The sequence below is a fragment of the Streptomyces sp. NPDC051183 genome (assembly GCF_040682455.1).
In the GTDB taxonomy this organism is placed as follows: domain Bacteria; phylum Actinomycetota; class Actinomycetes; order Streptomycetales; family Streptomycetaceae; genus Streptomyces.
In genome coordinates, this window is sequence record NZ_JBFBBA010000019.1 from 60,177 (window position 1) to 84,042 (window position 23,866).

27 protein-coding genes and 1 tRNA gene are annotated in these 23,866 nt (G+C 70.5%); 18 read left to right on the forward strand and 10 right to left on the reverse strand.

What is annotated here, in order from left to right:
* Positions 1 to 95: 95 nt before the first annotated feature.
* On the forward strand, positions 96 to 1,490 hold the full coding sequence (locus AB0M99_RS18550; RefSeq protein ID WP_365921622.1) for an FAD-linked oxidase C-terminal domain-containing protein: 1,395 nt from the start codon (positions 96 to 98) through the stop codon (positions 1,488 to 1,490).
* 19 nt (positions 1,491 to 1,509) lie between these two features.
* Here AB0M99_RS18550 and AB0M99_RS18555 read toward each other — a convergent pair whose 3' ends face one another.
* Entirely contained in the window at positions 1,510 to 1,989 is a 480-nt protein-coding gene (locus AB0M99_RS18555; RefSeq protein ID WP_365921624.1) for an SsgA family sporulation/cell division regulator, read from the reverse strand.
* A gap of 278 nt (positions 1,990 to 2,267) precedes the next feature.
* Here AB0M99_RS18555 and AB0M99_RS18560 point away from each other — a divergent pair, with 278 nt between their 5' ends.
* On the forward strand, positions 2,268 to 3,644 hold the full coding sequence (locus AB0M99_RS18560; protein ID WP_365921626.1) for an RDD family protein: 1,377 nt from the start codon (positions 2,268 to 2,270) through the stop codon (positions 3,642 to 3,644).
* Between the two features lie 100 nt (positions 3,645 to 3,744).
* Positions 3,745 to 4,464 (forward strand): RDD family protein, encoded by a 720-nt coding sequence (locus tag AB0M99_RS18565; protein ID WP_365921628.1) that lies wholly within the window; start codon positions 3,745 to 3,747, stop codon positions 4,462 to 4,464.
* A 95-nt stretch (positions 4,465 to 4,559) separates the two neighbouring features.
* Here the strand turns inward: AB0M99_RS18565 and AB0M99_RS18570 are convergent, their stop codons facing one another.
* Complete coding sequence (locus AB0M99_RS18570) at positions 4,560 to 4,862, reverse strand: hypothetical protein (RefSeq protein ID WP_365921630.1); 303 nt, start codon at positions 4,860 to 4,862, stop codon at positions 4,560 to 4,562.
* Between the two features lie 382 nt (positions 4,863 to 5,244).
* Here AB0M99_RS18570 and AB0M99_RS18575 point away from each other — a divergent pair, with 382 nt between their 5' ends.
* Positions 5,245 to 7,650, forward strand: a complete 2,406-nt coding sequence (locus tag AB0M99_RS18575; protein WP_365921632.1) for an immune inhibitor A domain-containing protein — start codon at positions 5,245 to 5,247, stop codon at positions 7,648 to 7,650.
* A 121-nt stretch (positions 7,651 to 7,771) separates the two neighbouring features.
* Positions 7,772 to 8,077, forward strand: coding sequence for a hypothetical protein (locus AB0M99_RS18580; RefSeq protein WP_365921634.1), 306 nt, complete (start codon positions 7,772 to 7,774; stop codon positions 8,075 to 8,077).
* On the opposite strand, the gene AB0M99_RS18585 is transcribed toward AB0M99_RS18580, so the two are convergent.
* Positions 8,074 to 8,685: an isochorismatase family protein gene (locus AB0M99_RS18585; RefSeq protein WP_365921636.1), complete on the reverse strand. Its 612-nt coding sequence runs from the start codon at positions 8,683 to 8,685 to the stop codon at positions 8,074 to 8,076. The genes AB0M99_RS18580 and AB0M99_RS18585 overlap by 4 nt on opposite strands.
* Positions 8,686 to 8,843: 158 nt before the next feature.
* On the reverse strand, positions 8,844 to 10,172 hold the full coding sequence (locus AB0M99_RS18590) for a nicotinate phosphoribosyltransferase (RefSeq protein ID WP_365921638.1): 1,329 nt from the start codon (positions 10,170 to 10,172) through the stop codon (positions 8,844 to 8,846).
* Positions 10,173 to 10,252: 80 nt separating this feature from the next.
* Between AB0M99_RS18590 and clpS the strand changes: the two genes are divergently transcribed.
* The 8 genes from clpS (at position 10,253) to AB0M99_RS18630 (ending at position 15,678) form a co-directional block, all read left to right on the forward strand.
* On the forward strand, positions 10,253 to 10,567 hold the full coding sequence (clpS, locus tag AB0M99_RS18595; protein ID WP_365921640.1) for an ATP-dependent Clp protease adapter ClpS: 315 nt from the start codon (positions 10,253 to 10,255) through the stop codon (positions 10,565 to 10,567).
* Positions 10,567 to 11,181, forward strand: a complete 615-nt coding sequence (locus AB0M99_RS18600) for a DUF2017 domain-containing protein (protein WP_365921642.1) — start codon at positions 10,567 to 10,569, stop codon at positions 11,179 to 11,181. The genes clpS and AB0M99_RS18600 overlap by 1 nt, the downstream gene beginning before the upstream one ends.
* A 319-nt stretch (positions 11,182 to 11,500) precedes the next feature.
* Positions 11,501 to 12,946: an amino acid permease gene (locus AB0M99_RS18605; protein WP_365921644.1), complete on the forward strand. Its 1,446-nt coding sequence runs from the start codon at positions 11,501 to 11,503 to the stop codon at positions 12,944 to 12,946.
* Between the two features lie 159 nt (positions 12,947 to 13,105).
* Complete coding sequence (locus tag AB0M99_RS18610; protein ID WP_365921646.1) at positions 13,106 to 13,528, forward strand: M67 family metallopeptidase; 423 nt, start codon at positions 13,106 to 13,108, stop codon at positions 13,526 to 13,528.
* Positions 13,529 to 13,605: 77 nt separating this feature from the next.
* Positions 13,606 to 13,713 carry a putative leader peptide gene (locus AB0M99_RS18615; protein ID WP_365921648.1) on the forward strand — a complete coding sequence of 36 codons (108 nt, stop codon included), beginning with the start codon at positions 13,606 to 13,608 and terminating at the stop codon, positions 13,711 to 13,713.
* Between the two features lie 98 nt (positions 13,714 to 13,811).
* On the forward strand, positions 13,812 to 14,090 hold the full coding sequence (locus tag AB0M99_RS18620) for a MoaD/ThiS family protein (RefSeq protein WP_365921649.1): 279 nt from the start codon (positions 13,812 to 13,814) through the stop codon (positions 14,088 to 14,090).
* On the forward strand, positions 14,090 to 15,040 hold the full coding sequence (locus AB0M99_RS18625; RefSeq protein ID WP_365921651.1) for a cysteine synthase: 951 nt from the start codon (positions 14,090 to 14,092) through the stop codon (positions 15,038 to 15,040). Before AB0M99_RS18620 ends, AB0M99_RS18625 begins: the two co-directional genes overlap by 1 nt.
* Before the next feature lie 284 nt (positions 15,041 to 15,324).
* Complete coding sequence (locus AB0M99_RS18630) at positions 15,325 to 15,678, forward strand: hypothetical protein (protein WP_365921653.1); 354 nt, start codon at positions 15,325 to 15,327, stop codon at positions 15,676 to 15,678.
* Between the two features lie 70 nt (positions 15,679 to 15,748).
* Here the strand turns inward: AB0M99_RS18630 and AB0M99_RS18635 are convergent, their stop codons facing one another.
* Positions 15,749 to 16,102: a DUF488 family protein gene (locus AB0M99_RS18635; protein ID WP_365921655.1), complete on the reverse strand. Its 354-nt coding sequence runs from the start codon at positions 16,100 to 16,102 to the stop codon at positions 15,749 to 15,751.
* Positions 16,099 to 16,509: a hypothetical protein gene (locus AB0M99_RS18640; RefSeq protein WP_365921657.1), complete on the reverse strand. Its 411-nt coding sequence runs from the start codon at positions 16,507 to 16,509 to the stop codon at positions 16,099 to 16,101. The genes AB0M99_RS18635 and AB0M99_RS18640 overlap by 4 nt, the downstream gene beginning before the upstream one ends.
* A gap of 195 nt (positions 16,510 to 16,704) precedes the next feature.
* Here AB0M99_RS18640 and AB0M99_RS18645 point away from each other — a divergent pair, with 195 nt between their 5' ends.
* Positions 16,705 to 17,457 (forward strand): MBL fold metallo-hydrolase, encoded by a 753-nt coding sequence (locus AB0M99_RS18645; RefSeq protein ID WP_365921659.1) that lies wholly within the window; start codon positions 16,705 to 16,707, stop codon positions 17,455 to 17,457.
* Between the two features lie 81 nt (positions 17,458 to 17,538).
* Here the strand turns inward: AB0M99_RS18645 and AB0M99_RS18650 are convergent, their stop codons facing one another.
* Both AB0M99_RS18650 and AB0M99_RS18655 read right to left on the reverse strand, forming a co-directional pair.
* Complete coding sequence (locus tag AB0M99_RS18650) at positions 17,539 to 18,795, reverse strand: PTS transporter subunit EIIC (protein ID WP_365921661.1); 1,257 nt, start codon at positions 18,793 to 18,795, stop codon at positions 17,539 to 17,541.
* Positions 18,796 to 19,059: 264 nt separating this feature from the next.
* A complete protein-coding gene (locus AB0M99_RS18655; protein WP_365921663.1) occupies positions 19,060 to 20,361 on the reverse strand; it encodes a PTS transporter subunit EIIC in 1,302 nt (433 codons plus the stop codon).
* 138 nt (positions 20,362 to 20,499) lie between these two features.
* Here AB0M99_RS18655 and AB0M99_RS18660 point away from each other — a divergent pair, with 138 nt between their 5' ends.
* The 4 genes from AB0M99_RS18660 (at position 20,500) to rdgB (ending at position 22,847) form a co-directional block, all read left to right on the forward strand.
* Positions 20,500 to 20,811, forward strand: a complete 312-nt coding sequence (locus AB0M99_RS18660) for a PTS glucose/sucrose transporter subunit IIB (RefSeq protein ID WP_365921665.1) — start codon at positions 20,500 to 20,502, stop codon at positions 20,809 to 20,811.
* Positions 20,812 to 20,925: 114 nt separating this feature from the next.
* On the forward strand, positions 20,926 to 21,651 hold the full coding sequence (gene rph / locus AB0M99_RS18665) for a ribonuclease PH (protein WP_365921667.1): 726 nt from the start codon (positions 20,926 to 20,928) through the stop codon (positions 21,649 to 21,651).
* Positions 21,652 to 21,770: 119 nt separating this feature from the next.
* Positions 21,771 to 22,175, forward strand: coding sequence for a hypothetical protein (locus AB0M99_RS18670; RefSeq protein WP_365921669.1), 405 nt, complete (start codon positions 21,771 to 21,773; stop codon positions 22,173 to 22,175).
* Between the two features lie 57 nt (positions 22,176 to 22,232).
* On the forward strand, positions 22,233 to 22,847 hold the full coding sequence (rdgB, locus tag AB0M99_RS18675) for an RdgB/HAM1 family non-canonical purine NTP pyrophosphatase (protein ID WP_365921671.1): 615 nt from the start codon (positions 22,233 to 22,235) through the stop codon (positions 22,845 to 22,847).
* Between the two features lie 55 nt (positions 22,848 to 22,902).
* Here rdgB and AB0M99_RS18680 read toward each other — a convergent pair.
* Both AB0M99_RS18680 and AB0M99_RS18685 read right to left on the reverse strand, forming a co-directional pair.
* Positions 22,903 to 22,986, reverse strand: a tRNA-Leu gene (locus AB0M99_RS18680).
* Positions 22,987 to 23,211: 225 nt separating this feature from the next.
* A complete protein-coding gene (locus AB0M99_RS18685; RefSeq protein WP_365921780.1) occupies positions 23,212 to 23,856 on the reverse strand; it encodes an HNH endonuclease in 645 nt (214 codons plus the stop codon).
* Positions 23,857 to 23,866: the final 10 nt, after the last annotated feature.

Sequence of the window (23,866 nt, forward strand, 5' to 3'; positions counted from 1 at the left end):
GGGTCACTGTGCGTCAATATGAAGAGCTCGCCGAGGTGTCCGAAGAGCGTTGCGGCCGTGTTCACACCGATGGCCCCGGCTGCCACGCTGACCCCATGGATGATGATCTCTCCGCACAGCTCATCGCACGGCTCACGGCGCGGCTCCGCGAAGGACTTCCGCCCGAGGCCCTCCTCACCGACCCCCAGGTGACCGCCTCGTACGCCACCGACATGGCCAGCTTCTGCGCCTCCGGCACCCCGGCCGTCGTGGTCCTGCCCCGCACGGTGGAACAGGTCCAGCACGTCCTGCGCACCGCCCACGCCCTACGGGTCCCCGTCGTCCCCCAGGGCGCCCGTACCGGCCTGTCGGGCGCCGCCAACGCCTCCGACGGCTGCATCGTGCTGTCCCTGGTCAAGATGGACCGGATCCTGGAGATCGACACCGTCGACCGGATCGCCGTCGTCGAACCGGGCGTCGTCAACGCCGTCCTCTCGCGGGCGGTCGCCGAGCAGGGCCTGTACTACCCGCCCGACCCGTCCAGCTGGGAACAGTGCACGATCGGCGGCAACATCGGCACCGCGTCGGGCGGTCTGTGCTGCGTCAAGTACGGGGTCACCGCCGAGTACGTGATCGGCCTCGACGTGGTCCTCGCCGACGGGCGGCTGCTGCGCACCGGCCGGCGCACCGCCAAGGGCGTCGCCGGGTACGACCTCACCCGGCTCTTCGTCGGCTCCGAGGGCAGCCTCGGCGTCGTCGTCCGGGCCGTCCTCGCGCTGCGGCCCGCGCCGCCCCGCCGGCTCGCGCTGGCCGCCGAGTTCCCCTCGGCCGCGGCCGCCTGCGCCGCCGTGTGCGCCGTCATGGAGGCCGGTCTGACGCCCTCGCTGCTGGAACTGATGGACCGTACGACCGTCCGGGCCGTCAACGCGCTCGGGAAGATGGGCCTGCCCGAGACCACCGAGGCGCTGCTGCTCGCCGCCTTCGACACCCCGCAGGCCCCCGCGGACCTGGCCGCCGTGGGGGAGCTGTGCACCGCCGCCGGGGCCACCGCGGTGGTGCCCGCCGAGGACGGGGCGGAGTCCGAACTGCTGCTCCAGGCACGCCGGATGTCCCTGACCGCACTGGAGACCCTGCGACCCGCGACGATGATCGACGACGTGTGCGTACCGCGCTCACGGCTCGCCGAGATGCTGGACGGGACCGCCGCCATCGCCCGTACGCACGACCTGCTCATCGGGGTCTGCGCGCACGCGGGCGACGGCAACACGCACCCCGTGGTCTGCTTCGACCCGTCCGACGAGGACGAGACCCGCCGGGCCCGCGAGTCCTTCGACGAGATCATGGCGCTCGGGCTGGCCCTGGGCGGCACCATCACGGGCGAACACGGCGTCGGAGTACTGAAGAAGGAGTGGCTGGCACGCGAACTGGGCCCGGTGGGGCTGGAGATCCAGCGCGCCGTCAAGCAGGCCTTCGATCCGGAGGGGCTGCTCAACCCGGGCAAGCTCTTCTGACCGTACGGGCCGGGGGCCCTCACTGCTCCCCGTCCGCCGACTCGTCCGACGGCCACGGATCGCGCATCCACAGGTCGTCGGCCGGCGTCGGGGCGAGCAGCTCGGCCAGCGCGTCGTCGAGGCCGAGCCGCTCGGCCTCGGTGCCCGGAGGCACCACCCGCAGGGTGCGCTCCAGCCACGCGGACACGGACGCGGCGGGCGCCTCCAGCAGGGCGTCGCCGTCGGGGGAGCTGAGCGCCATGCAGAGGACGGCCTTGTTGTCGATCTTCGTGGGCCAGACCCGGACGTCTCCGTGGCCGCACGGCCTGAACACCCCCTCGACCAGCAGCTCGCGGGCGAAGGTCCAGTTGACCGGGGTGCTGGAGCCGGTGTGGAAGGTGATGTGGACGGCGTACGGGTCGTCCGTGAAGTAGAGGAGCCTGGCGGGGACGGCGATGCTGCGCTCGGGGGACAGGACCAGCTTCAGTTCCAGCTCGCGTTCGATGACGGGGTGGTGCATGACGGCCTCACTTCGCTGCGGTGCGGTTCGGTGCGCTACGGGTGCGGGGCCGGGAACGCGCCCCACGCCCGGAGAGAGCGCCGAACCGCCCGGGTATGACGCGACTTCGGGCAGCAAACGGGAGATTGGCCGAAATCTGTCGGCTGACCGAAAACGGCCGTACGTCACTGCGTTCGCCCGAACGCTTGGATTCTCCCGTTACCGGACCTGTCGGGGGGAGGTTCTTGGCTATGGTCCTCCCCTGCACAAGCCTCAAGCCACGATCGGAGTTGGGGACATTGACGGCCTCCCCTGGTGACGGCGAGCACGCTGCCCGCGAGGGCTACTACCCCGATCCGTCCATCCCCGGGTTCGTCCGGTACTGGAACGGAGCGTCCTGGGTGCCGGGTACGAGCCGCCCCGCGGCCGCCGTGCCCGGGCCGGTCGCCGCCGTTGCCCCCGCCCCTGCCCCTGCCCCCGTTGCGCCCGCCCCTGTTGCCCCCGCTCCCGCGCCCGCTCCCGTCGCGCCCGCCCCCGCCGTCGCGGCCGACGGGACGGGGCCGGTGTTCCTGGACGAGACCTCGGCGACCGGGGCGCTGCCCGGGCCGGAGCCCGAACCCGGACACGGGCACGGGCACGGGCACGGGCACGGCTCCGGTCCCGGTCCCGGACCGGTGGCCGCCTGGCAGGCCGACCCCGCCCAGCAGTCCGGCTTCGGCGGGCCCCGCGACCACCGGGTGTCCTGGGGCAGCGAACCCCCGGCCCGCGCGGCGGGGATCTCGCTGGCCCGTACGCCGGTCCCCGCGCAGCAGGGCGTCGGCATCCTCTCGGCCCGCTCCCCGGCCGCCGCGGCCGTGTCCGCCGCGCCTCCGGCGACGGCGTGGCCCGCCGCCCCGGGAGTCTCCGGGGCTGGGTCCGGCCTCACCACCTCCTGGCCCCAGCCGGCCGCCCCGGCCCCGGCGCAGCCCCTCCCGGTGCCCCTCCCGACGCCGGCGTCGGCTCCCGCCCCTGCCTCGGCCCCCGCTCCGACGCCGGCCCCCGCCCCGGTACCGGCTCCCGCCCCCCGGTCCGCGGTTCCCGCGCGGCCCGCCGCGGCAGCGGTCCCCGAGCCCGCTGCCCCGGCCGCCCCCGCCGCCCCGGCGGAAGCCGCGGCCCCCGCCGCCCCCCGCCGTACCGAACGGGCCGTGTTCGAACGCATGGCGGAGCGCGCCGTACGCCCCGCCGGGCTGGCGCGCCGCGCGGTGGCCCGCCTCCTGGACTCCCTCGTGCTCGGCGCCGTCGCGGCGGCGGTCGCGCGGCCCCTCGTACCCGAGGCGACCGCACACATCGAGGCCAAGGTGGACGCCGCCCGGCTCAGCGGGCGGATCACCACGGTCTGGCTGTTCGACGCCACCATCGCCGGCCACCTCGCCCTGGTGCTCGGCGCCGTACTGCTCTTCGGGGTCCTGTACGAGGCCCTGCCCACCGCCCGTTGGGGCCGCACCCCGGGCAAGAAGCTGCTCGGCGTACGGGTCCTGGCCACCGCCACGCTGCGCCCGCCCGGCTTCGGCGCGGCCCTGCGGCGCTGGCTCGTGTACGCCCTCCTCGGGCTACCGGGCAGCCTGTGGTGCCTGCTGGACCGCCCCCGCCGCCAGGCCTGGCACGACAAGGCCGCCCGGACCTACGTATCCCGCTAGGGCTGCGCCCGCGGCCGGCGTACGGCCGTGCAGGGGTACCCGTCCCCCGAACGGACGCGGTCCCGTTGCGGGGGTCCCGGGGCCGGGTTCGACTCGGGCCATGAGCACCGACCAGCCGCCGCCGGGCCAGCCGCCCGAGGACGACCCGTTCCTCAAGAAGCCACAGGAACCGACGCCCCCGTCGGGCGGCTCGCCGTACGGCTCGCCGCCCCCCGGCGCGGGAGGGTTCCCGCCGCCCCCGCCCGGGGGCGGCGGCTATCCGCCCCCGCCGCCCCCGTACGGCGGCGGCGGTGACCCGTACGGCGGTGGCGGCGGCTACGGCATGCCCGATCCGCTCGCCGGGATGCCGCCGCTCGCCGACTTCGGCAAGCGGCTCGTCGCCCGCATCGTCGACGTGGTGATCGTCGCCGTCCCGCTGTTCCTGATCCAGCTGGCCTTCGGCACGAACCGCTACACGGTCGAGACGGACAAGGGCGAGGACGTCAGCGAGGTCATCACCAAGTCCTACAGCGGCAGCGGCCTGGTCATGACGCTGATCTCGATCGCCGCGTACGTCGGCTACGACTGGTGGTTCACGAAGAAGAACGGCCAGACCTTCGGCAAGAAGTGGCTGGGCCTGCGCGTCGCGATGCTCAACGACGGCAGCGTCCCGCAGTCCAACGCCGCGCTCTCCCGCGCCGCCATGCTCTGGCTGCCGACCCTGATCTGCTGCTTCTGCCTCTGGCCGATCGCGCTCGCCATCTCGATGCTCGTCGACAAGCCGTACAAGCAGGGCCTGCACGACAAGGTCGCCAAGACCGTGGTGGTACGCGTCACATAGGACCTGCGTCACCATCCACGCAGCACTGTGAGCGCCGCGGGCGGTCTCCCATCCGGGAGGCCGCCCGCGCCGCTTCGTCCGCCCGCGGGGGCCGGTCAGTGGTGGACGGGATGTTCGGCGGTCGCGGTCCGGGGATCGGGCACCCGGGCGGCGGCCGCCGTGTTCACGTCCAGGGCGACGGGGGCGCCGGCCCGGCCCGTACGCCCCGCCGCGTGCCGGCCGCGCCGGCGCGGGAGGGGCACGGTGAGCGCGACGAGGAGCCCGAGCGTGAGCGCGGCGGCGGAGATGACCGCGACCCCGAGCCCGGTGCTCGTCTGCGAGAGCAGCAGCATGGCGATCGTCGACACGATGACGGTGGCGGACCCGTAGGCGAGCTGTGCGGCAGTCGGACGCGGCATGGCGATATCCGTCCTCAAGGCGGGAGGGGGAGTCGGCTCAACCAGGTCGCGCGTCAAGTGACTCTAAGACGGTGGATGCCCGAGCGGAACTACCGGTAAGCACGACCTAACCCACGGTGCCGGAGCACGGGGGGCGCACGCGGGTCATTCTCCGGTGATCCTCAAGGGCGGGAAGCGGCGTTCGCCCCATATGGCCGTGGAACGTCCGAATAGCGGAACTCCTTGCCCGCATAGTGCAGTTGTAAGGAGCAAGTCAAGGTCTGTCTTTTCTTGCGACTCTCCGGTCAAATGTCGTCACTTGAGACGCGCGCCGCGCGGAACCCCCCGCTCCTATGGAGACGTTCCGACCTATGTCGCGGCCGCGGGAGGGGAACGACATCAAGTGACCAGCAATTCCGCCAGAAGGCGCACCCTGCGCGCCGCGGCCATCGGAGTCACTCTGGCCGCCACCGCGGCGTCCGGGGTCTTCTTCACCGTCGCCCAGGCCGACGAGCGGTGGGGTGCCCCCGCCGCAGACCGCCAGGACCCGACCGCTCCCGCCAAGGAGCAGGTCAAGCACAACCTCGAGGGCCCGTTCAGCAAGCAGCAGGCGCAGCAGCGCGAGGCCGCGCTGGAGCAGGTGCTGGCCGGCAAGAAGGACGTCGAGCAGCGCGGCGCCTCGAAGGTCGTCAAGCTCGACGACAAGAAGTACGTCGAGCTGGGCCGTGAGAAGACCGACAAGATCTTCACGATCCTCGTCGAGTTCGGCGACCAGGTCGACAACACGACCATGTTCGACCCGGACGGCCCCGGCCCCAAGCCGGCCGTTCCGAAGTACGGCGGCACCCCCGGCCCGATGCACAACACCATCGCGCAGCCGGACCGCGCCACGAACAACAGCACCGCGTGGCGCAAGGACTTCAGCCGCGAGTACTTCCAGGACCTGTACTTCGGTACCGGCCAGGGCAAGGACTCCCTGAAGACCTACTACGAGAAGACCTCCTCGGGCCGCTACTCGGTCGACGGCCAGGTCTCCGACTGGGTCAAGGTTCCGTACAACGAGGCCCGTTACGGCTCCAACTACTGCCTCCAGAGCAACTGCTCCAACGTGTGGGACACCGTCAAGGACGGCGTCACCGCGTGGACCGAGGCGCAGAAGAAGGCCGGCAAGACCGACGCCGAGATCAAGGCCCTGCTGGCCCAGTACGACCAGTGGGACCGCAACGACTTCGACGGCGACGGCAACTTCAACGAGCCCGACGGCTACATCGACCACTTCCAGATCGTCCACGCGGGCGAGGACGAGTCGGCCGGCGGCGGTGCGCAGGGCACCAACGCCCTGTGGGCGCACCGCTGGTACGCCTACGGCACCGACGCGGGCAAGACCGGCCCGGAGAACAACAAGGCCGGCGGCACCCAGATCGGCAGCACCGGCATCTGGGTCGGCGACTACACGATGCAGCCGGAGAACGGCGGCCTCGGCGTCTTCGCGCACGAGTACGGCCACGACCTCGGCCTGCCGGACCTCTACGACACCTCCGGTGGCGGCGAGAACTCGGTCGGCTTCTGGTCCCTGATGTCGGCGGGCTCCTGGCTCGGCAAGGGCGAGGACTCCATAGGCGACCTCCCGGGCGACATGACCGCCTGGGACAAGCTCCAGCTGGGCTGGCTGAACTACGACACGGCCAAGGCCGCGACGAAGTCCACCCACAAGCTGGGCGTCTCGGCCTTCAACACCAAGGACAAGCAGGCGCTGGTCGTCGAGCTGCCGAAGAAGAAGGTCACGACCGACATCGTCGCTCCCGCCGAGGGCTCCTCGCAGTGGTGGAGCAACATGGGTGACGACCTCAAGAACACCCTCACCCGGTCGCTCGACCTCACCGGCAAGTCCTCCGCGGCCCTGTCCCTCAAGGGCTGGTGGGACATCGAGGCGGACTACGACTACCTCTACACCGAGGTGTCCACGGACGGCGGCGCCACCTGGACCGCCCTCGCCGGCACTGCCAACGGCACGGCCATCCCGGCCGACGCCTCCGGCAGCCCGTCGCTGACCGGTGTCTCCGGTGCCTGGCAGTCGCTGAACTTCCCGCTCGACGCCTACGCGGGCCAGAAGGTCGACGTCCGCTTCCGTTACCAGACGGACGGCGGCGCGGGCGGCAAGGGCTTCGCGGCCGACGCCGTCACCGTCACCGCGGACGGCTCCACGGTCTTCGCCGACGGCGCCGAGAACGGCGACAACGGCTGGACCGGCAAGGGCTTCTCGCGCATCGGCGCCGGTTTCACCAAGGAGTACGACCAGTACTACCTGGCCGAGAACCGCCGCTACGTCTCGTACGACTCGACCCTCAAGGTCGGCCCGTACAACTTCGGCTTCGCCAACACCAAGCCGGGCTGGGTCGAGCACTACCCGTACCAGGACGGCCTGCTCATCTGGCTCTGGGACAAGTCCCAGAAGGACAACAACACCAGCCAGCACCCGGGCGCCGGTCTGATCCTTCCGATCGACGCCAACGCCAAGCCGATGAAGTGGTCGGACGGCACCCTGCTGCGGAACAAGATCCAGCCGTACGACGCGACCTTCAGCGCCTACTCGACGGACGCGTTCACGCTGCACAAGAACGGCGAGTCCCTGTTCCTGAAGCCGAAGGCCGCCAACCTGGCCTTCGACGACCACAAGGGCAAGTACTACTACGACGAGAACCCGACCGGTTCGGTGAAGGTCACTGACACCAACACCAAGATCAAGATCGTCAAGGAGCCGTACGACGGTCTCCAGATGACGGTCGAGGTCGGCCCCTCTGTGAAGTAGTCGGTAAAACCGCAGGTCAAAGCATGATCGGCCGTCGCCCTCTAGCGGGCGGCGGCCGATCGCGTTTAGATGCGTGGTGCGAGTTCTTATTGACAGGGGAGACACGGGGGAGCTGAGGATCATGCCCGGTGGAGGTTTCGTCAGACTGCCAGGCGGCAGCGTGGTGGTCGCACTGACGCTGCCCAGACCGTCCGGCGAGGGCGGAAACGTACGGGTGCTGGTGCACGCCGCGAACCGGGCCCGCGCCCTGACCAGGCTGCGGAACCTCGGCATGCGGGCGGTGTACCTGCGCGGCAATGCCCAGCCGCCGACCCCGGACGAGGTCACCGCCGTCCTGCACCACCCGGACGGCCTGCTCTGGCGCTGCGCCCCGGACCGGGCGGAAGAGCTGTGGCACCCCATCCGGGCCCTGCTGGGCGGTGTCTAGGCCCCCGGCCGGTCCCCGCGGCCCAGGTCGCCGGACAGGGCCACTCCGGCCGCGCGGAGCTCCTCCAGGGCCCGCGCGGCGGTGTGCGGGGCCACGGCGGCCGTCAGGTCCAGCAGCACGCGGGTGGTGAAGCCGGCGCGGGCCGCGTCCAGGGCCGTGGCCCGCACGCAGTGGTCGGTGGCGATGCCGACCACGTCGACCTCGGTGACGTGGCGCTCGCGCAGCCAGTCGGCCAGGGTGTGCCCGTTCTCGTCCGTCCCCTCGAAACCGCTGTACGCGGCCTCGTACGCCCCCTTGTCGAAGACGGCGGCGACCGCCCCCGAGGCCACGGCCGGAGCGAAGTTCGGATGGAACCCGACGCCCTCGGTCCCGGCGACGCAGTGGACCGGCCAGGAGGTCTCGTAGTCCGGCTGCGCGGGCGGGTGCGCGAAGTGCGACCCGGGGTCGACGTGGTGGTCGCGGGTGGCGACGACGTGCCGGTACCCGGCGGTGGCCTGCCCGATGAGCTCGGTGATGGCGGCGGCGACGTCGGCCCCGCCCGCGACCGCGAGGCTGCCGCCTTCGCAGAAGTCGTTCTGTACGTCGACGACGATCAGTGCGCGGTGCATGTCCGGTGCCCTTCGGCTTGGTGTGGTGGTGCGACGGGGACCCTGCGGGGGCTCTTCCCCCGCCCCGCCCCTTCCCGAAACTGGGGCGGAGCCCCAGCCCCCGTTCGCGGGGCTCCGCCCCGCACCCCGCGCCTCGAACGCCGGCGAGGCTGTCGGTGCTACGCGTACTCCGTCGGGATGACGGCCTCGCCGCGCGAGAGCTGGGTCGCCGACAGAGGGAGCCCCGCGCGGGCGGCGACGTGCCGGTCGCGGGCCGCCTCCAGCGGCTCGCGGGCGACCACCTCGCCGGCCTTGACCAGCTCGACCAGCAGCTGCGAGCCGGCCAGGGCCGCCGGGACCGGGCCCGTGCCGATCACCTCGGCCTCCGCCACCCCCTCGGAGTCCAGCCGCCGCGCGGCCCACTTGCGGCCGCCGATCGAGGTCTTGCCGCCCGAGGACTTCTTCGCCACCGGCGCCAGCGGGGCCTTGGGGTCGGCCGAGACCGCCCGCGCCACCAGCTTGTAGACCATCGAGCAGGTCGGGTGCCCGCTGCCCGTCACCAGCTGCGTGCCCACCCCGTACGCGTCCACCGGCGCCGCCGCCAGCGAGGCGATGGCGTACTCGTCCAGGTCCGAGGTGACCACGATCTTCGTTCCCGTCGCCCCCAGCTCGTCCAGCTGCTGGCGCACCCGGTGCGCCACCAGCAGCAGGTCGCCGGAGTCGATCCGGACCGCGCCCAGCCCCGTACCGGCGACCTCCACGGCCGTGCGGACCGCCTCCGCCACGTCGTACGTGTCCACCAGCAGGGTCGTCCCGCTGCCCAGCGAGGCCACCTGCGCCGTGAAGGCGTCGCGCTCGCTGTCGTGGACCAGGGTGAAGGCGTGGGCGCTGGTGCCGACCGTGGGGATCCCGTACCGGAACCCGGCCGCCAGATCGGAGGTCGAGGTGAAGCCGCCGACGTACGCGGCCCGCGCCGAGGCCACGGCCGCCAGCTCGTGCGTGCGCCGCGCGCCCATCTCGACCAGCGGCCGGCCGCCCGCCGCCGTGGCCATCCGGGAGGCGGCCGCGGCGATCGCCGAGTCGTGGTTCAGGATCGACAGGATCACGGTCTCCAGCAGCACGCACTCGGCGAAGCTGCCCTCGACGCGCAGGATCGGCGAGCCGGGGAAGTACACCTCGCCCTCCGGGTAGCCCCAGATGTCGCCCGAGAAGCGGTACGAGGCCAGCCAGTCGAGCGTGCGCATGTCGACGACGGCCCGCTCGCGCAGGAACTCCAGCACGGCGCTGTCGAAGCGGAAGTTCTCCACCGCGTCCAGCACGCGGCCGGTGCCCGCCACCACCCCGTAGCGCCGGCCCTCGGGCAGCCGCCGGGTGAACACCTCGAAGACCGAGCGGCGGTCGGCGGTGCCGTTGGCCAGGGCGGCTTGCAGCATCGTGAGCTCGTAATGGTCCGTGAAGAGCGCTGTCGACGGCACGTCCACCGGCAGGCCCAGGTCCGCAGGGTTCATGTCAGGGATGCTAGCGCACATCTCGTCAAAGTGACGAGATGTAGGGCCCGTTTGTGCGACCGGCCCGTCACGGTGGCAGCATGGGACAAGTGAGTGTTGCTCCCATTGAGATCGAACGCACCGAATCGGCCGAAGAGACCTTCGCGGTCCCCGAGCCCGACGTCCCCTGGGTGACCCTGGTGCACAACGACCCGGTCAACCTCATGAGCTACGTGACGTACGTGTTCCAGGCGTACTTCGGCTACACCAAGGACAAGGCCACCAGACTGATGATGGACGTCCACCACAAGGGGCGGGCGGTCGTCTCCAGCGGCAGCCGCGAGGAAATGGAGCGCGACGTGCAGGCCATGCACGGCTACGGCCTGTGGGCGACGCTCTCCCAGGACCGGAACTGATGGGCCGCTCCATGGGGACGTTCGAGACGCTGAAGGGCGGCGGGGCCGCCGTCGCGCTGGACGAGATCGAGATCTCGATCCTGCGCTCCCTGGCCGTACAGCTGCTGGAGCTCATCGGTCCCGGCGCGCCCGAGCCCGCGGAGGACGCCGACCCGCTCGCCGTGCTGTTCGCGGAGGGGAACGAGGGGCCCACCGAGCCCCCGTCCGACCCGGCGCTGGCCCGGCTCTTCCCCGACGCCTACGGCGGCCCCGGTGCGGGGCCCAAGGACGACCCGCAGGAGCTGAAGGCCCGGTCGGCGGAGTTCCGCCGGTTCACCGAGAACGACCTGCGCACCCGCAAGCGGGAGGACGCGCTGGCCGTCGTGCACAGCCTGAACGAGCTCACCCCGGCCGGCGACGGGGCGGCCGTGCTGGAGCTGACCGGCGAGCTCCCGCTGCGCTGGCTCGGGGCGCTGAACGACCTGCGGCTCACGCTCGCGGCGCGGCTCGACATCACGGAGGACGACGAGAGCGCGCTGCTCTTCCGGCTGCCGGACGACGATCCGCGCAAGCCGATGGTGATGGCGTACCTCTGGCTCGGCGGCCTGCAGGAGAGCCTCATCGAGACCCTCTGAGAATCCTCAAGGGCGGGCGGTGTTCGCTCAGCGGACCCTCAAATCCAAATAACGATCAGATCACCGTCATGCGGTGATCTGATGCGTTTCTGGGTGTATGCCCCGAATTTCCCGTGCCTTGTGCCACATTTCGACCCCTCGCCCACCCATAAGGCCGTGATAAATCTTCACGACCGCCGACGGGGCGCCACCCATGCCCCCCGGCCCGCTTGAACCGGCTGACCGCCGGCGTGCAACTCCATCCGTATCCGGGGGGATCGAGGACCCGATCCGCAGCCAGTCAAGGCGCGGGTCGGCGTGGAGAAAGGCGCACCAAAACATGACCTCTGTGCAGGTCGAGCAGCACGACAAGACGCCCGGCGAGGGCGGTCGGGCGACCGGGGCCGAGGGCGGCGAGGGTTACCACCGCGCACTCGGCGCCCGCCAGATCCAGATGATCGCGATCGGCGGAGCCATCGGCACCGGCCTCTTCCTGGGCGCCGGCAAGGCGATCTCGAAGGCCGGACCGAGTCTGATCCTGGCCTACGCCATCGCCGGTCTGGTCATCTTCTTCATCATGCGGGCCCTGGGCGAGCTGCTCATGTACCGCCCCGTCTCGGGGTCCTTCTCGGACTACGCCCGTGAGTTCCTGGGCCCCTTCTGGGGGTACGTGACCGGCTGGACGTACTGGCTCTTCTGGGTGGTCACCGGCATCACCGAGGTGACGGCCGCCGCGCAGTACATGTCGTACTGGACCCACGACAGCTTCCCGCAGTGGGCGTACGCGCTGATCTTCACCGTCATCCTCTACGGCGCCAACCTGATCTCCGTGAAGCTCTTCGGTGAGCTGGAGTTCTGGTTCTCCATGGTCAAGGTCACCGCCATCGTCGGCATGATCCTGATCTGCGCCGGCATCCTGACCATCGGCTTCTCCGACGCCGCGGACACCGCGACCGTCACGAACCTGTGGAACGACGGCGGCTTCTTCCCCAAGGGCATCGGCGGCACGCTGATGACCCTGCAGATCGTGATGTTCGCCTTCCTGGCGGTCGAGCTGGTCGGCGTCACCGCCGGCGAGTCCAAGGACCCCGAGAAGACCCTGCCCAAGGCCATCAACACCGTGCCGTGGCGCATCGCCGTCTTCTACGTCGGCGCGCTGATCATGATCCTGTCGGTCGTCCCGTGGCACGAGTTCCAGCCGGGCGTCAGCCCCTTCGTCGCAGCCTTCCAGAAGATGGGCCTCGGCGTCGGCGCGGCCGTCGTCAACTTCGTGGTGCTGACCGCGGCGCTCTCCTCCTGCAACTCGGGCATGTACTCCACCGGCCGCATGCTGCGCGACCTCGCGCTCAACGGCCAGGGCCCGAAGTTCTTCACCCGGCTGACCAAGAACGGCACCCCGCTCATCGGCACCACCTTCTCCGCCGGCCTGATGCTGGTGGGCGTCTGGATCAACTACGTCGCCCCGGGCAAGGCCTTCGACTACGTCGTCTCCTTCGCCACCATCTCCGGCATGTGGGCCTGGATCATGATCCTGGTCTGCCAGATCCGCTACCGCGCCAAGGCCGACCGCGGCGAGCTGCCCCAGTCCGCCTTCCGCGCCCCCGGCGCACCGTGGACCAGCTGGTTCGCGCTGCTCTTCATCGGCATGGTCATCGTGATGATGGGCGCCGACAAGGACGCGCGGGTCTCGCTGTACTGCGCCCCGCTGTGGGGCCTGATCCTCGGCGTCTCCTACCTGGTGATGAAGTCCCGCGACCCGCGGGGCGAGGCGTTCACCAAGGCCTGATCCCGGCCTGACCCAGGCCTGACCCAGGCCTTGCGAAACGCGAGTCCCGGCCGCCTGCCACGGCCGGGAACCGCGCTCCCACGGACCTCGTGTCCAGCATTCGGGCCCTCTCGTACCGCTCCTCGGTACGAGAGGGCCCGTTTGCTTATCCTGTCGCTCATGCTGACCCTCACCCAGGCCCTGTACGACCGGATCGTCGAGCACGCCCGCCAGGACCACCCCGACGAGGCGTGCGGCGTCGTCGCCGGCCCGGCGGGCACCGACCGCCCGGAGCGGTTCGTCCCGATGCTGAACGCGGCCCGCTCGCCCACGTTCTACGAGTTCGACTCGAAGGACCTGCTGAAGCTCTACCGCGAACTGGACGACCGGGACGAGGAGCCGGTGATCGTCTACCACTCGCACACCGCGACCGAGGCCTACCCCTCCCGTACGGACGTCACGTACGCGAACGAGCCCGCCGCGCACTACGTGCTGGTCTCCACGGCGGACAAGGACGGCCTCGGGGAGTTCCAGTTCCGCTCCTACCGGATCGTCGAAGGCGTGATCACGGAGGAGAAAGTGCAGGTCGTAGAGGCCTACTGACCAGTATGTGAGCCGGTGGAGTCCACGATGCGGGATCACACTCCAAACGGGGGACCGGGAATCGTTAACATGACCGCATGGTTTCCTCCGACGTGAGCATCGAGACGCCCGGCAGCCCGCTGCTCGTGGCGCGGCTGCACGTCGACCTGTGCCGCCTCGCCAGTGCCATCTGTCCGGCTGCCTGAACCCCACGGCCCCCTCGCGAGGGGGCTGCGAGCCGCGAGTACCGCGCCCCGCCACGCCTGACTTCCCTCAGCCCTTCTTCACCACACTGGAGCCTGCCATGGCCATCGAGGTCCGCATCCCCACCATCCTGCGCACGTACACCGAAGGCGAGAAGGCCGTCACCGGTGAGGGCGCGACGCTCGCCGACCTCTTCGCCGACCTGGAGACCCGTCACAAGGGCATCGAGGAGCGCATCGTCGATGGCGGGGCGCTGCGCCGCTTCGTGAACGTCTACCTCAACGACGAGGACGTCCGCTTCCTCGACGGCATCTCCACCGCGCTCAAGGACGGCGACAGCGTCACCATCCTCCCGGCCGTGGCCGGCGGCTCGAAGTAATGCGCTACGACTCCCCGCTGGCCGCGGTCGGCAACACGCCGCTCGTCCGGCTGCCCCGGCTCTCGCCCTCGGACGACGTCCGCATCTGGGCGAAGCTGGAGGACCGCAACCCGACCGGCTCGATCAAGGACCGCCCCGCGCTCCACATGGTCGAGCAGGCGGAGAGGGACGGCCGCCTGTTCCCCGGCTGCACCATCCTGGAGCCCACCTCGGGCAACACCGGCATCTCCCTGGCGATGGCGGCGAAGCTCAAGGGCTACCGGATCGTGTGCGTGATGCCGGAGAACACCTCGCAGGAGCGGCGCGACCTGCTGGCGATGTGGGGAGCCGAGATCATCTCGTCGCCGGCGGCGGGCGGCTCCAACACCGCCGTGCGGGTGGCCAAGGAGCTGGCGGCGGAGCACCCGGACTGGGTGATGCTCTACCAGTACGGCAACCCCGACAACGCGGGCGCCCACTACGCGACGACGGGCCCCGAGATCCTGCGGGACCTGCCGTCGATCACCCACTTCGTGGCCGGCCTCGGCACCACCGGCACGCTGATGGGCGTGGGCCGCTACCTGCGCGAGCACGTACCCGGAGTCAAGATCGTCGCGGCCGAGCCGAGGTACGACGACCTCGTCTACGGCCTGCGCAACCTCGACGAGGGCTTCGTCCCCGAGCTGTACGACGCCTCCGTGCTCACCACGCGCTTCTCGGTCGGCTCGGCGGACGCGGTGACGCGCACGCGCGAGCTGCTCCAGCAGGAGGGCATCTTCGCGGGCGTCTCCACCGGGGCGGCCCTGCACGCGGCGATCGGCGTCGGCCGCAAGGCGGTGGCCGCGGGGGAGAGCGCGGACATCGTCTTCGTCGTGGCCGACGGGGGCTGGAAGTACCTGTCGACCGGCGTCTACACGGCGAAGACGACGGAAGAGGCCATCGAGGTCCTCCAGGGCCAGCTCTGGGCGTAGCCCTGCGGCCCGGGCCCTCTTCGCCCTGCGCCCGCCTCCCCGACACGGGGGAGGCGGGCGCAGGCGCGTTCCGGGGCGCATTCACCCGAACGGCCCTCGGAAGTCGCCGGGACGGCGGTACCGGCCGAGGCTGAATGTGCCCGGCCGAGGCTGAACGGGCCGGCCGACCCCAGAGAGAGGGCGGTGGCACGATGACGACCACTCCCAGCCCCGCATCCCCAGGTACCCCGAACGCCCCTCCGACCCCACCGGGACAGCCGTCCCCCTGGGCGGCGGGCGGCACGATGTTCGCCGCCGTCCTGATGATCATCGCCGGCGTTTCCGCGATCTTCGAGGGCATCACCGCGCTCGCGAAGGACGACGTCATCTGGCGGGTCCGCAACTACACCTTCAGGTTCGACCTGACCTCCTGGGGATGGATCCACCTGATCCTCGGCATCCTGCTCCTGCTCGTCGGTATCGCGATCCTCAAGGGCCGGCAATGGGGCCGGGCCGTCGGCATCGCCCTGACCGGGGTGATGATCATCTTCCACTTCCTCTGGCTGCCCTACCAGCCGTTCTGGTCCCTCATCGCGATCGCGATCGGCGTGTTCGTGATCTGGGCCCTGTGCGTCGACCGCAGCCCCAGCGCCTTCTGACCCCCCAAGGCCCCGCGCGGGCCGGGACGCCGATGCGGCATCCCGGCCCGCGCGGCCGTACGGACAGCTGTCAGGAGGGCGCGCCCAGCAGCTCCGCCAGGACCGCCGCATGGCTGGAGGCCGGGTCTTTCACCGCCGTCAGGAGGGTGAGCGGGCCGCCCTCGGCCAGCCCCCGCAGCCGCGCCAGCTCGGCCACCGCCTCGGGCTCCGCCAGCTCCGCCTCGTAGCGCTCCCGGAACTCCCCGGCGGAGCCGCCCCCGTGGAACCACTTGCGCAGCTCGGCCGACGGCGTCACCGCCTTCGGCCACCGGTCCACCCCGGCCGCCTCCTTCGACAGCCCGCGCGGCCACAGCCGGTCCACGAGCACCCTCACGCCGTCCGCCCCCGGCTCCGGGGGATCGTAGACGCGCCGCAACCGGATCATCCGGTACCTCCCAGTCCCCGGACCTCGTCCCACAACGCCGGGTCCAGGGTCCCCAGCCTGTCGCGGAACTCCCACACCGACACCTCCGCCACCCGGTCCGCCTCCAGGAAACTCGCCCGGCCCTGCCCCCCGACCGTCCCCGGCGGCAGCGGGATCACCCCGGCCCGCCGGTCGTCGTACTTCCCGGTGATCCACGCGACCCGCGCCCGGTGCGTCCGTACCCCCAGCACCAGGCACGGCCGACCGTCCCCCAGGGCCCACAGCTCGCCCGCCCCCGGCCTCGGCTCCGGACCGGGCCCGTGCGCCGGCACCGCCGTCCGCCGCACGCCCCGGACCCGCTGCGGGATCAGCACCAGCAGCGCCACGGCCACCACCGCGGCGACCGCCGGCCACCAGGACGTGTCCATACTCCGACCGTAGCCGCGCCCGGACACCGCGGCGCGGCAACCCGCCTCCAGGGCGTCGCTCCCCCGGGTGACAGGACAGGTGATTCCCCCCACAACGGCCCGCCGCGGAGGAGCGACCGGAGGTTTCGCGCCTTACGCTCGACCCACGCACGGCCCGCATTCCGTCCACGGACCGTCCACGGAGGTTCACGCTCCATGAAGCTCACCGTCGTCGGCTGCTCGGGTTCGTTCCCGTCCGCGGAATCGGCCTGTTCGAGCTACCTCGTCGAGGCCGACGGCTTCCGGCTGCTCCTCGACATGGGCAACGGCGCCCTCGGCGAGCTCCAGCGCCACTGCGGCCTGTACGACCTCGACGCGATCTTCCTGAGCCACCTGCACGCCGACCACTGCATCGACATGTGCGCCTACTTCGTCGCCCGCTTCTACCGCCACGAGGGCGGGCGCTGCGGCACGATCCCCGTCTACGGCCCCGAAGGCACCGAGAAGCGCCTGACCACCGCGTACGAGGACGTCCCCGACGAGCGCTCCATGAGCGAGGTCTTCGACTTCCGGAACCTGAAGTCCGGCAGCTTCGAGATCGGCCCGTTCCAGGTCCGCACCGAGAAGGTCTGCCACCCGGTCGAGGCCTACGGGATCCGCATCGAGCACGGCGGCCGCTCGCTCACGTACTCCGGCGACACCGGAGTCTGCCCCGAGCTGGGGCTGCTCGCCGAGGGCACCGACCTCTTCCTCTGCGAGGCCTCCTTCACGCACGGCAAGGAGGACATCCCCGACCTCCACCTCAACGGACGCGAGGCCGGGGAGTACGCCCGCGGCGGCCGGGTCGGCCGGCTGGTCCTGACCCACATCCCGCCGTGGACGGACGCCGAGCAGAACCTCGCCGACGCCCGCGCGGTCTACGACGGCCCGGTCGACCTCGCGTACGCGGGCGCCGTCTACGAGGTCTGAACCGCACCGCCCGCGCGTACGAAGAAGCCCCCGCCCTCCCTGTCCGGGAGAGCGGGGGCTTCGGCGTAGGTACGACCGGGACTACTTGGCCTCGGCCTTGAGCAGCTCGGCGAGCTCCTCGTCGGACTCGCGGCCCGGGGTGGGGAGGTTCCACTTGGTGATCGCGAACCGGAAGACGACGTAGTAGACCACCGCGAAGCAGAGGCCGACCAGCGCCAGGCCGAACGGGTTCGTCGCCTTGCCGAGGTTCAGCAGGTAGTCGATGGCGCCGGCGGAGAACCCGAAGCCGTCCTTCATACCCAGAGCCCAGGTCAGCGCCATGGAGACACCGGTCAGGACCGCGTGGACCGCGTACAGCACCGGAGCGATGAACATGAAGGTGAACTCGATCGGCTCGGTCACACCGGTGACGAAGGACGTGAGCGCGAGGGAGAACATCATGCCGCCGACGACCTTGCGGCGTTCGGGTCGGGCGCAGTGGACGATCGCGAGGCAGGCAGCCGGGAGGGCGAACATCATGATCGGGAAGAAGCCGGTCATGAACTGTCCGGCGCTCGGGTCACCGGCCAGGAAGCGGGAGATGTCGCCGCTCTTGCCCTGGTACTCGCCGGCCTGGAACCACGGGAAGGAGTTCAGCAGGTGGTGCATGCCGACCGGGATCAGACCGCGGTTGGCGACACCGAAGATGCCCGCGCCGACCGCGCCGGAGCCGACCAGCCACTCACCGAGGCTGTGCAGACCGGTGCCGAGTACCGGCCAGATGAGACCGAAGACGATGCCGATGACCAGGCCGGCGAAGGCCGAGAGGATCGGGACCAGGCGGCGGCCGCCGAAGAAGCCCGCCCAGTCCGGCAGCTTGGTCCGGTAGAACTTCTGGTACAGCAGGGCGACGACGATGCCCATGACGACACCGCCGAGCACCTTGGCGTCGACGGGCGCGTCGACCATGACGACCTTGCCCTCGACGGCCTTGGCGACCTTCGGCAGGTTGGAGTCGGTGAACGTGGCGAGCACGTTCTTGAAGACCAAGTAGCCGGTGACGGCGGCGAGGGCGGTCGAGCCGTCCGACTTCTTGGCGAAGCCGATCGCGATGCCGACGGCGAACAGCAGCGCCATGTTGTCGAGGATCGCGCCGCCGCCGGCGGCCATGTAACCGGCGATCTTGTTGATGAACTCCGGCATCGAGGCCGAGCCCAGCATGTCCTTGTCGCCGAGGCGAACCAGGAGCGCTGCGGCGGGCAGCACCGCAACGGGGAGCATGAGGCTCCGGCCGATGCGCTGCATGACGGCCATCACGCCTGCGCCCTTCTTGTTTTCCGCAGCAGTAGCTGTGGACATGTGGTTCCTCCAGTGGGGCAAGGCGCCGCGCGGGGGCATGAAGAAGGGGGACGGCGGCGTCTCAGAAAGAGAGACCAAGGCTGCTCGGCATGCGCATGGTCTACACCATTGGGTGGTGTAGACCAGTTGTAGCACGGTCGGGGTTAGATAAGGAACCTTCGATTTCATGTGGTCTAAACCACATGACGGAAGGCCCCCGGATCAAAGGATCCGGGGGCCCTGGACCCAAGAGGCGGAGGCCTCTTGGCGTCTACGCCTTCATCTCTATGCCTTCGTGGTTTCCGCCTGCATCGCCTCGATCTCCTCGTCCGACTCCCGGCCCGGGGTGGCCAGGTCGAACTTGGTGATCGCGAACCGGAAGATCCCGTAATAGAGGACCGCGAAGCACAGCCCGATCGGAATGATCAGCCAGGGCTTGGTGGCCAGGCTCCAGTTGATGAGGTAGTCGATCAGGCCCGCCGAGAAGCTGAAACCGTCCTTCACCCCGAGCGCCCACGTCACTGCCATCGACACACCCGTCAGCACCGCGTGGATCGCGTACAGCAGTGGCGCCACGAAGAGGAAGGAGTACTCCAGCGGCTCGGTGATGCCCGTGACGAAGGAGGTCAGGCCGACCGACAGCATCAGGCCGCCGACCTCCTTGCGGCGCTGCGGCTTGGCGCAGTGCGTGATCGCCAGCGCGGCCGCCGGGAGGGCGAACATCATGATCGGGAAGAAGCCGGACAGGAACTGCCCGGCGTTCGGGTCGCCGTTGAGGAACATGCTGATGTCGCCGTGTACGGTCTGCCCGTCCGGCTTGGTGTAGCTGCCGAACTGGAACCACACCGGCACGTTCAGGAACTGGTGCAGGCCGATCACCAGCAGAGCGCGGTTGGCGACGCCGAAGATGCCGGCGCCCCAGGCGCCCAGTCCCACCAGCCAGTCGGAGAAGCTCTCCAGCGCATCGCCGATCGGCGGCCAGATCCACAGGCAGAGCGCGGCGAAGGCGATCGCGACGAAGGACATGATGATGGGGACGAGCCGGCGGCCGTTGAAGAAGCCGAGCCAGTCGACCAGCTTGACCCGGTGGTAGCGCTGCCAGAACCAGGCGGCCAGCAGGCCCATGATGATGCCGCCGAAGACCCCCGGGTTCTGGTACGCGTACCCGGCGAAGGCGTCCCCCTGCCCCAGGCAGCCGCCCCCGATGTCCTTGGTCCCCGCGGGGCAGTCCTTGGGGAAGGCGTGCAGCACGCCCCGGTAGACCAGGAAGCCGGCGACCGCCGCCAGCGCCGTCGAGCCGTCGGCCTTCTTCGCCATGCCGATCGCGACGCCGATGCAGAACAGCAGGGGCAGGCCGAGGTCGGCGTCGAGCAGGGCGCCGCCCGCGCCCTTCATGACGTTGGCGACGTTCACCCAGTTCAGGCGGTCCTTGCCGAAGACGTCGTCCTGGCCGAGCCGGTTGAGGATGCCCGCCGCGGGCAGCACGGCGATCGGCAGCTGCAGACTCCGCCCCATCTTCTGCAGCCCTTGGAACAGGCCGTTCCACCACTTCTGCTGTGGCACTGCTGCGGCGCTGCTCGCGCTCATCGGCGTCCTCCCTGACCGGCCCGTTTTTGGCAGTTGCGACACTTGCGGCACACTGGTGTAGACCAGTTGTGGGCAGGTTGCTGCTGATGGTCATCATTCGGCAGCTACCGGGCACGCGCTCGCGTAGATAGGCCAACCGTGAGTTACCGTGACAAAGCGGACGATGCGGGTTACGGCCGCCGAGACTCGTTCTTCGTAACACTCAGGGAGACACAGATGGCCACCAAGGCTGAGAAGATCGTCGCCGGGCTCGGCGGTATCGAGAACATCGAAGAGGTCGAGGGCTGCATCACGCGCCTGCGCACCGAGGTCATCGACCCGAGCAAGGTCGACGAGGCCGCGCTGAAGGCCGCCGGCGCCCACGGCGTCGTCAAGATGGGCACCGCGATCCAGGTCGTCATCGGCACCGACGCCGACCCGATCGCCGCCGACATCGAGGACATGATGTGATCTGAGCCCCCCGGCTCGGACTCCACGGCCTCATACGGCTGTACGACAAGACCCCGTACCGGACGCACCCGGACGGGGTCTTCCCGTACCCCCGCACCGACTAGGCTCGGAGCCATGTCTCGCATCGACGGCCGTACGCCCGAACAGCTCCGCCCGGTCACCATCGAACGCGGATGGAGCAAGCACGCCGAGGGCTCCGTCCTCATCTCCTTCGGAGACACCAAGGTCTTCTGCACCGCCTCCTTCACCGAAGGCGTCCCGCGCTGGCGCAAGGGCAGCGGCGAAGGCTGGGTCACCTCCGAATACTCGATGCTGCCCCGCTCCACCAACACCCGCGGCGACCGCGAATCCGTACGCGGCAAGATCGGCGGCCGCACCCACGAGATCTCCCGCCTCATCGGCCGCTCGCTGCGCGCAGTGATCGACTACAAGGCCCTCGGCGAGAACACCATCGTCCTGGACTGCGACGTCCTCCAGGCCGACGGCGGCACCCGCACCGCCGCCATCACCGGCGCCTACGTCGCCCTCGCCGACGCCATCGCCTGGGGCCAGCAGAAGAAGCTCATCAAGGCCGGCCGCAAGCCGCTGACCGGCACCGTCGCCGCCGTCAGCGTCGGCATCGTGGACGGCGTCCCGCTGCTCGACCTCTGCTACGAGGAGGACGTGCGGGCCGAGACCGACATGAACGTGGTCTGCACCGGCGACGGCCGCTTCGTCGAGGTCCAGGGCACCGCCGAGGGCGAGCCCTTCGACCGCAAGGAGCTCAACGCCCTGCTCGACCTGGCCGCCGGCGGCTGCGCCGACCTGGAGGCCATCCAGCTCGGCGCCCTGGAGCTGTAGCCTCCACGCCTCTACGCTTCCACGGCAACCGCCGGGTCCGCCCCGGCGTCTACGCGAATACGGGCGCACGGTGTCACAACCGTGCGCCCGTCCATGTACCAGAGCGGGGGAGACCCGAAGTGAAGCAGAAGCAGAAGCAGAACCCGAAGCTCCGCATAGCTGCCGTGGCACTGGCGGCCGCGCTCGCCGTCCCGGCGATCACCTCCTGCGACGCCATTTCGACGGCGATGGACTGCGCGAACACGGCGGTGGCCATCACGAACAGCGTGAACGACCTCAGCGAGGCCGTTTCGCAGGCCGGCAACAGCCCGCAGGACGCCAAGAACGCGCTCGACCAGATCGACGCGAACCTCAGGAAGGTCGGCGACCAGGCGGACAACGCCGACCTGCGCAAGGCCATCACCTCCATGAACACGGCCGTCCAGAACGTCCGTAAGTCCATCGAGACCGGCAACTCGGTACCGGACGTCACGCCCGTCGCCGACGCGGCCAAGGAGATCTCGATGGTCTGCACGCCGGGCTGATCCGCCGGGCTGATCCGCCGGGCCGATCCGCCGGCGGCGGCCGGAATAATGGCGGGCATGACCTCCACGCCCCACCGCCTGATCCTGGCCACCCGCAACCCGGGCAAGATCGCCGAACTCCACGCCATCCTGTCCGACGCCGGCCTGCCGCACGAGCTGGTCGGCGCGGACGCGTACCCGGAGATCCCGGACGTGAAGGAGACCGGCGTCACCTTCGCCGAGAACGCCCTCCTCAAGGCCCACGCCCTGGCCAGGGCCACGGGCCTGCCGGCGGTCGCCGACGACTCCGGCCTCTGCGTGGACGTCCTGAACGGCGCCCCCGGCATCTTCTCGGCCCGCTGGGCCGGCCGGCACGGAGACGACGCGGCCAACCTCGCCCTCCTCCTGGCCCAGCTCGGCGACATCGACGACGAGAACCGCGGCGCCCACTTCGCCTGCGCGGCGGCCCTGGCCCTCCCGGACGGCACCGAACGCGTCGTCGAGGGCCGCCTCCTGGGCACCCTGCGCCACACCCCGGCCGGCACGGGCGGCTTCGGCTACGACCCGATCCTCCAGCCCCTGGGCGAGTCCCGCACCTGCGCGGAACTCTCGGCGGCGGAGAAGAACGCCATCTCCCACCGCGGCCAGGCCTTCCGCGCCCTGACCCCCTTCGTCCGCGCCCTGTTGGTCTGAGCCGGATACGCCGAAGGCCCGGCTCTCGGAGCCGGGCCTTGGATTCCACCGTCAGTGCGGCCGGTGGGACTCGAACCCACATGGGATCACTCCCAGGTGCCCCTAAAACACCCGCTTATGCCAATTCAGCAACGGCCGCTCGCGCCGCCATCTTAGCGGGAAGGCGGCGTTCTGCGGCGGGTGATTCCGCGCTATCGGCTGCGGCGCCCTCCTCTGCTGAGCGCCCTGTTCATGCTGCCGGAGGCGGGCATGCCCAGACGCCGCAGAGTTTCGGCCAGTGAGTGTGAGTCGGCAACCGCCTCACGCAAGGTCGCCCCATCCGGCTTCACGCGCTTGCTGTACTTCCGGCGCGGGGCGCGGGCGCTCATCGACGGCCCTTCGCGCGGCCGCGATATGTGTACGTCGTGGAGTGGCAGTTGGGGCAGACCAGTCGGAGGTTCTCCGGCTGGTTGTTGCGCCAGTCACCGTCGAGGTGGTCGACCTCCAGAGGCAGCGGACAGCCCTGCCAGGTCGGCTCGATGCCGCACATCGCGCACCGCTCGGGGACGCCCAGCGAGGCGAGCGCGTACTTGAGGTGCTCGCTCTGTGTCCGGCGGGCGCCCGCATCGTCCTGCCTGACCAGGATCGATTCCGGTGTGCGTCGAGACTTGGGGCGTCCTGCGGGAGACGGCAGTCTGAAGTGGGAGGTATCTATCCCGAATGCCTTCACCCGGCGGCTGATGTGCGTGTGGTGGCCGCCCACGACCTCAAGGCCGAGGTGCCGTAGAACCTCGCACATGTTGGTGGAAGCGGCGACGGCCTCGGCCAGGATCTCCCTCGTCCATCTGAGGGCTGCCTCCCGCTCGAAGTGCGAGACATCTACGCCGAGCTTCCGCATGCGGTCGTGGAGGTACCGTCGCGACCCGCTCTTCGGGTCGCCCCCCAGTTGCTCCAGCGCCTCCGTCAGGGTGCGTGATGTGCTCGCCGCCTCCGTGAGGCGTTCCTTCGTGTACGGGCTGTTTCGTCCGATAAGCGGAGCG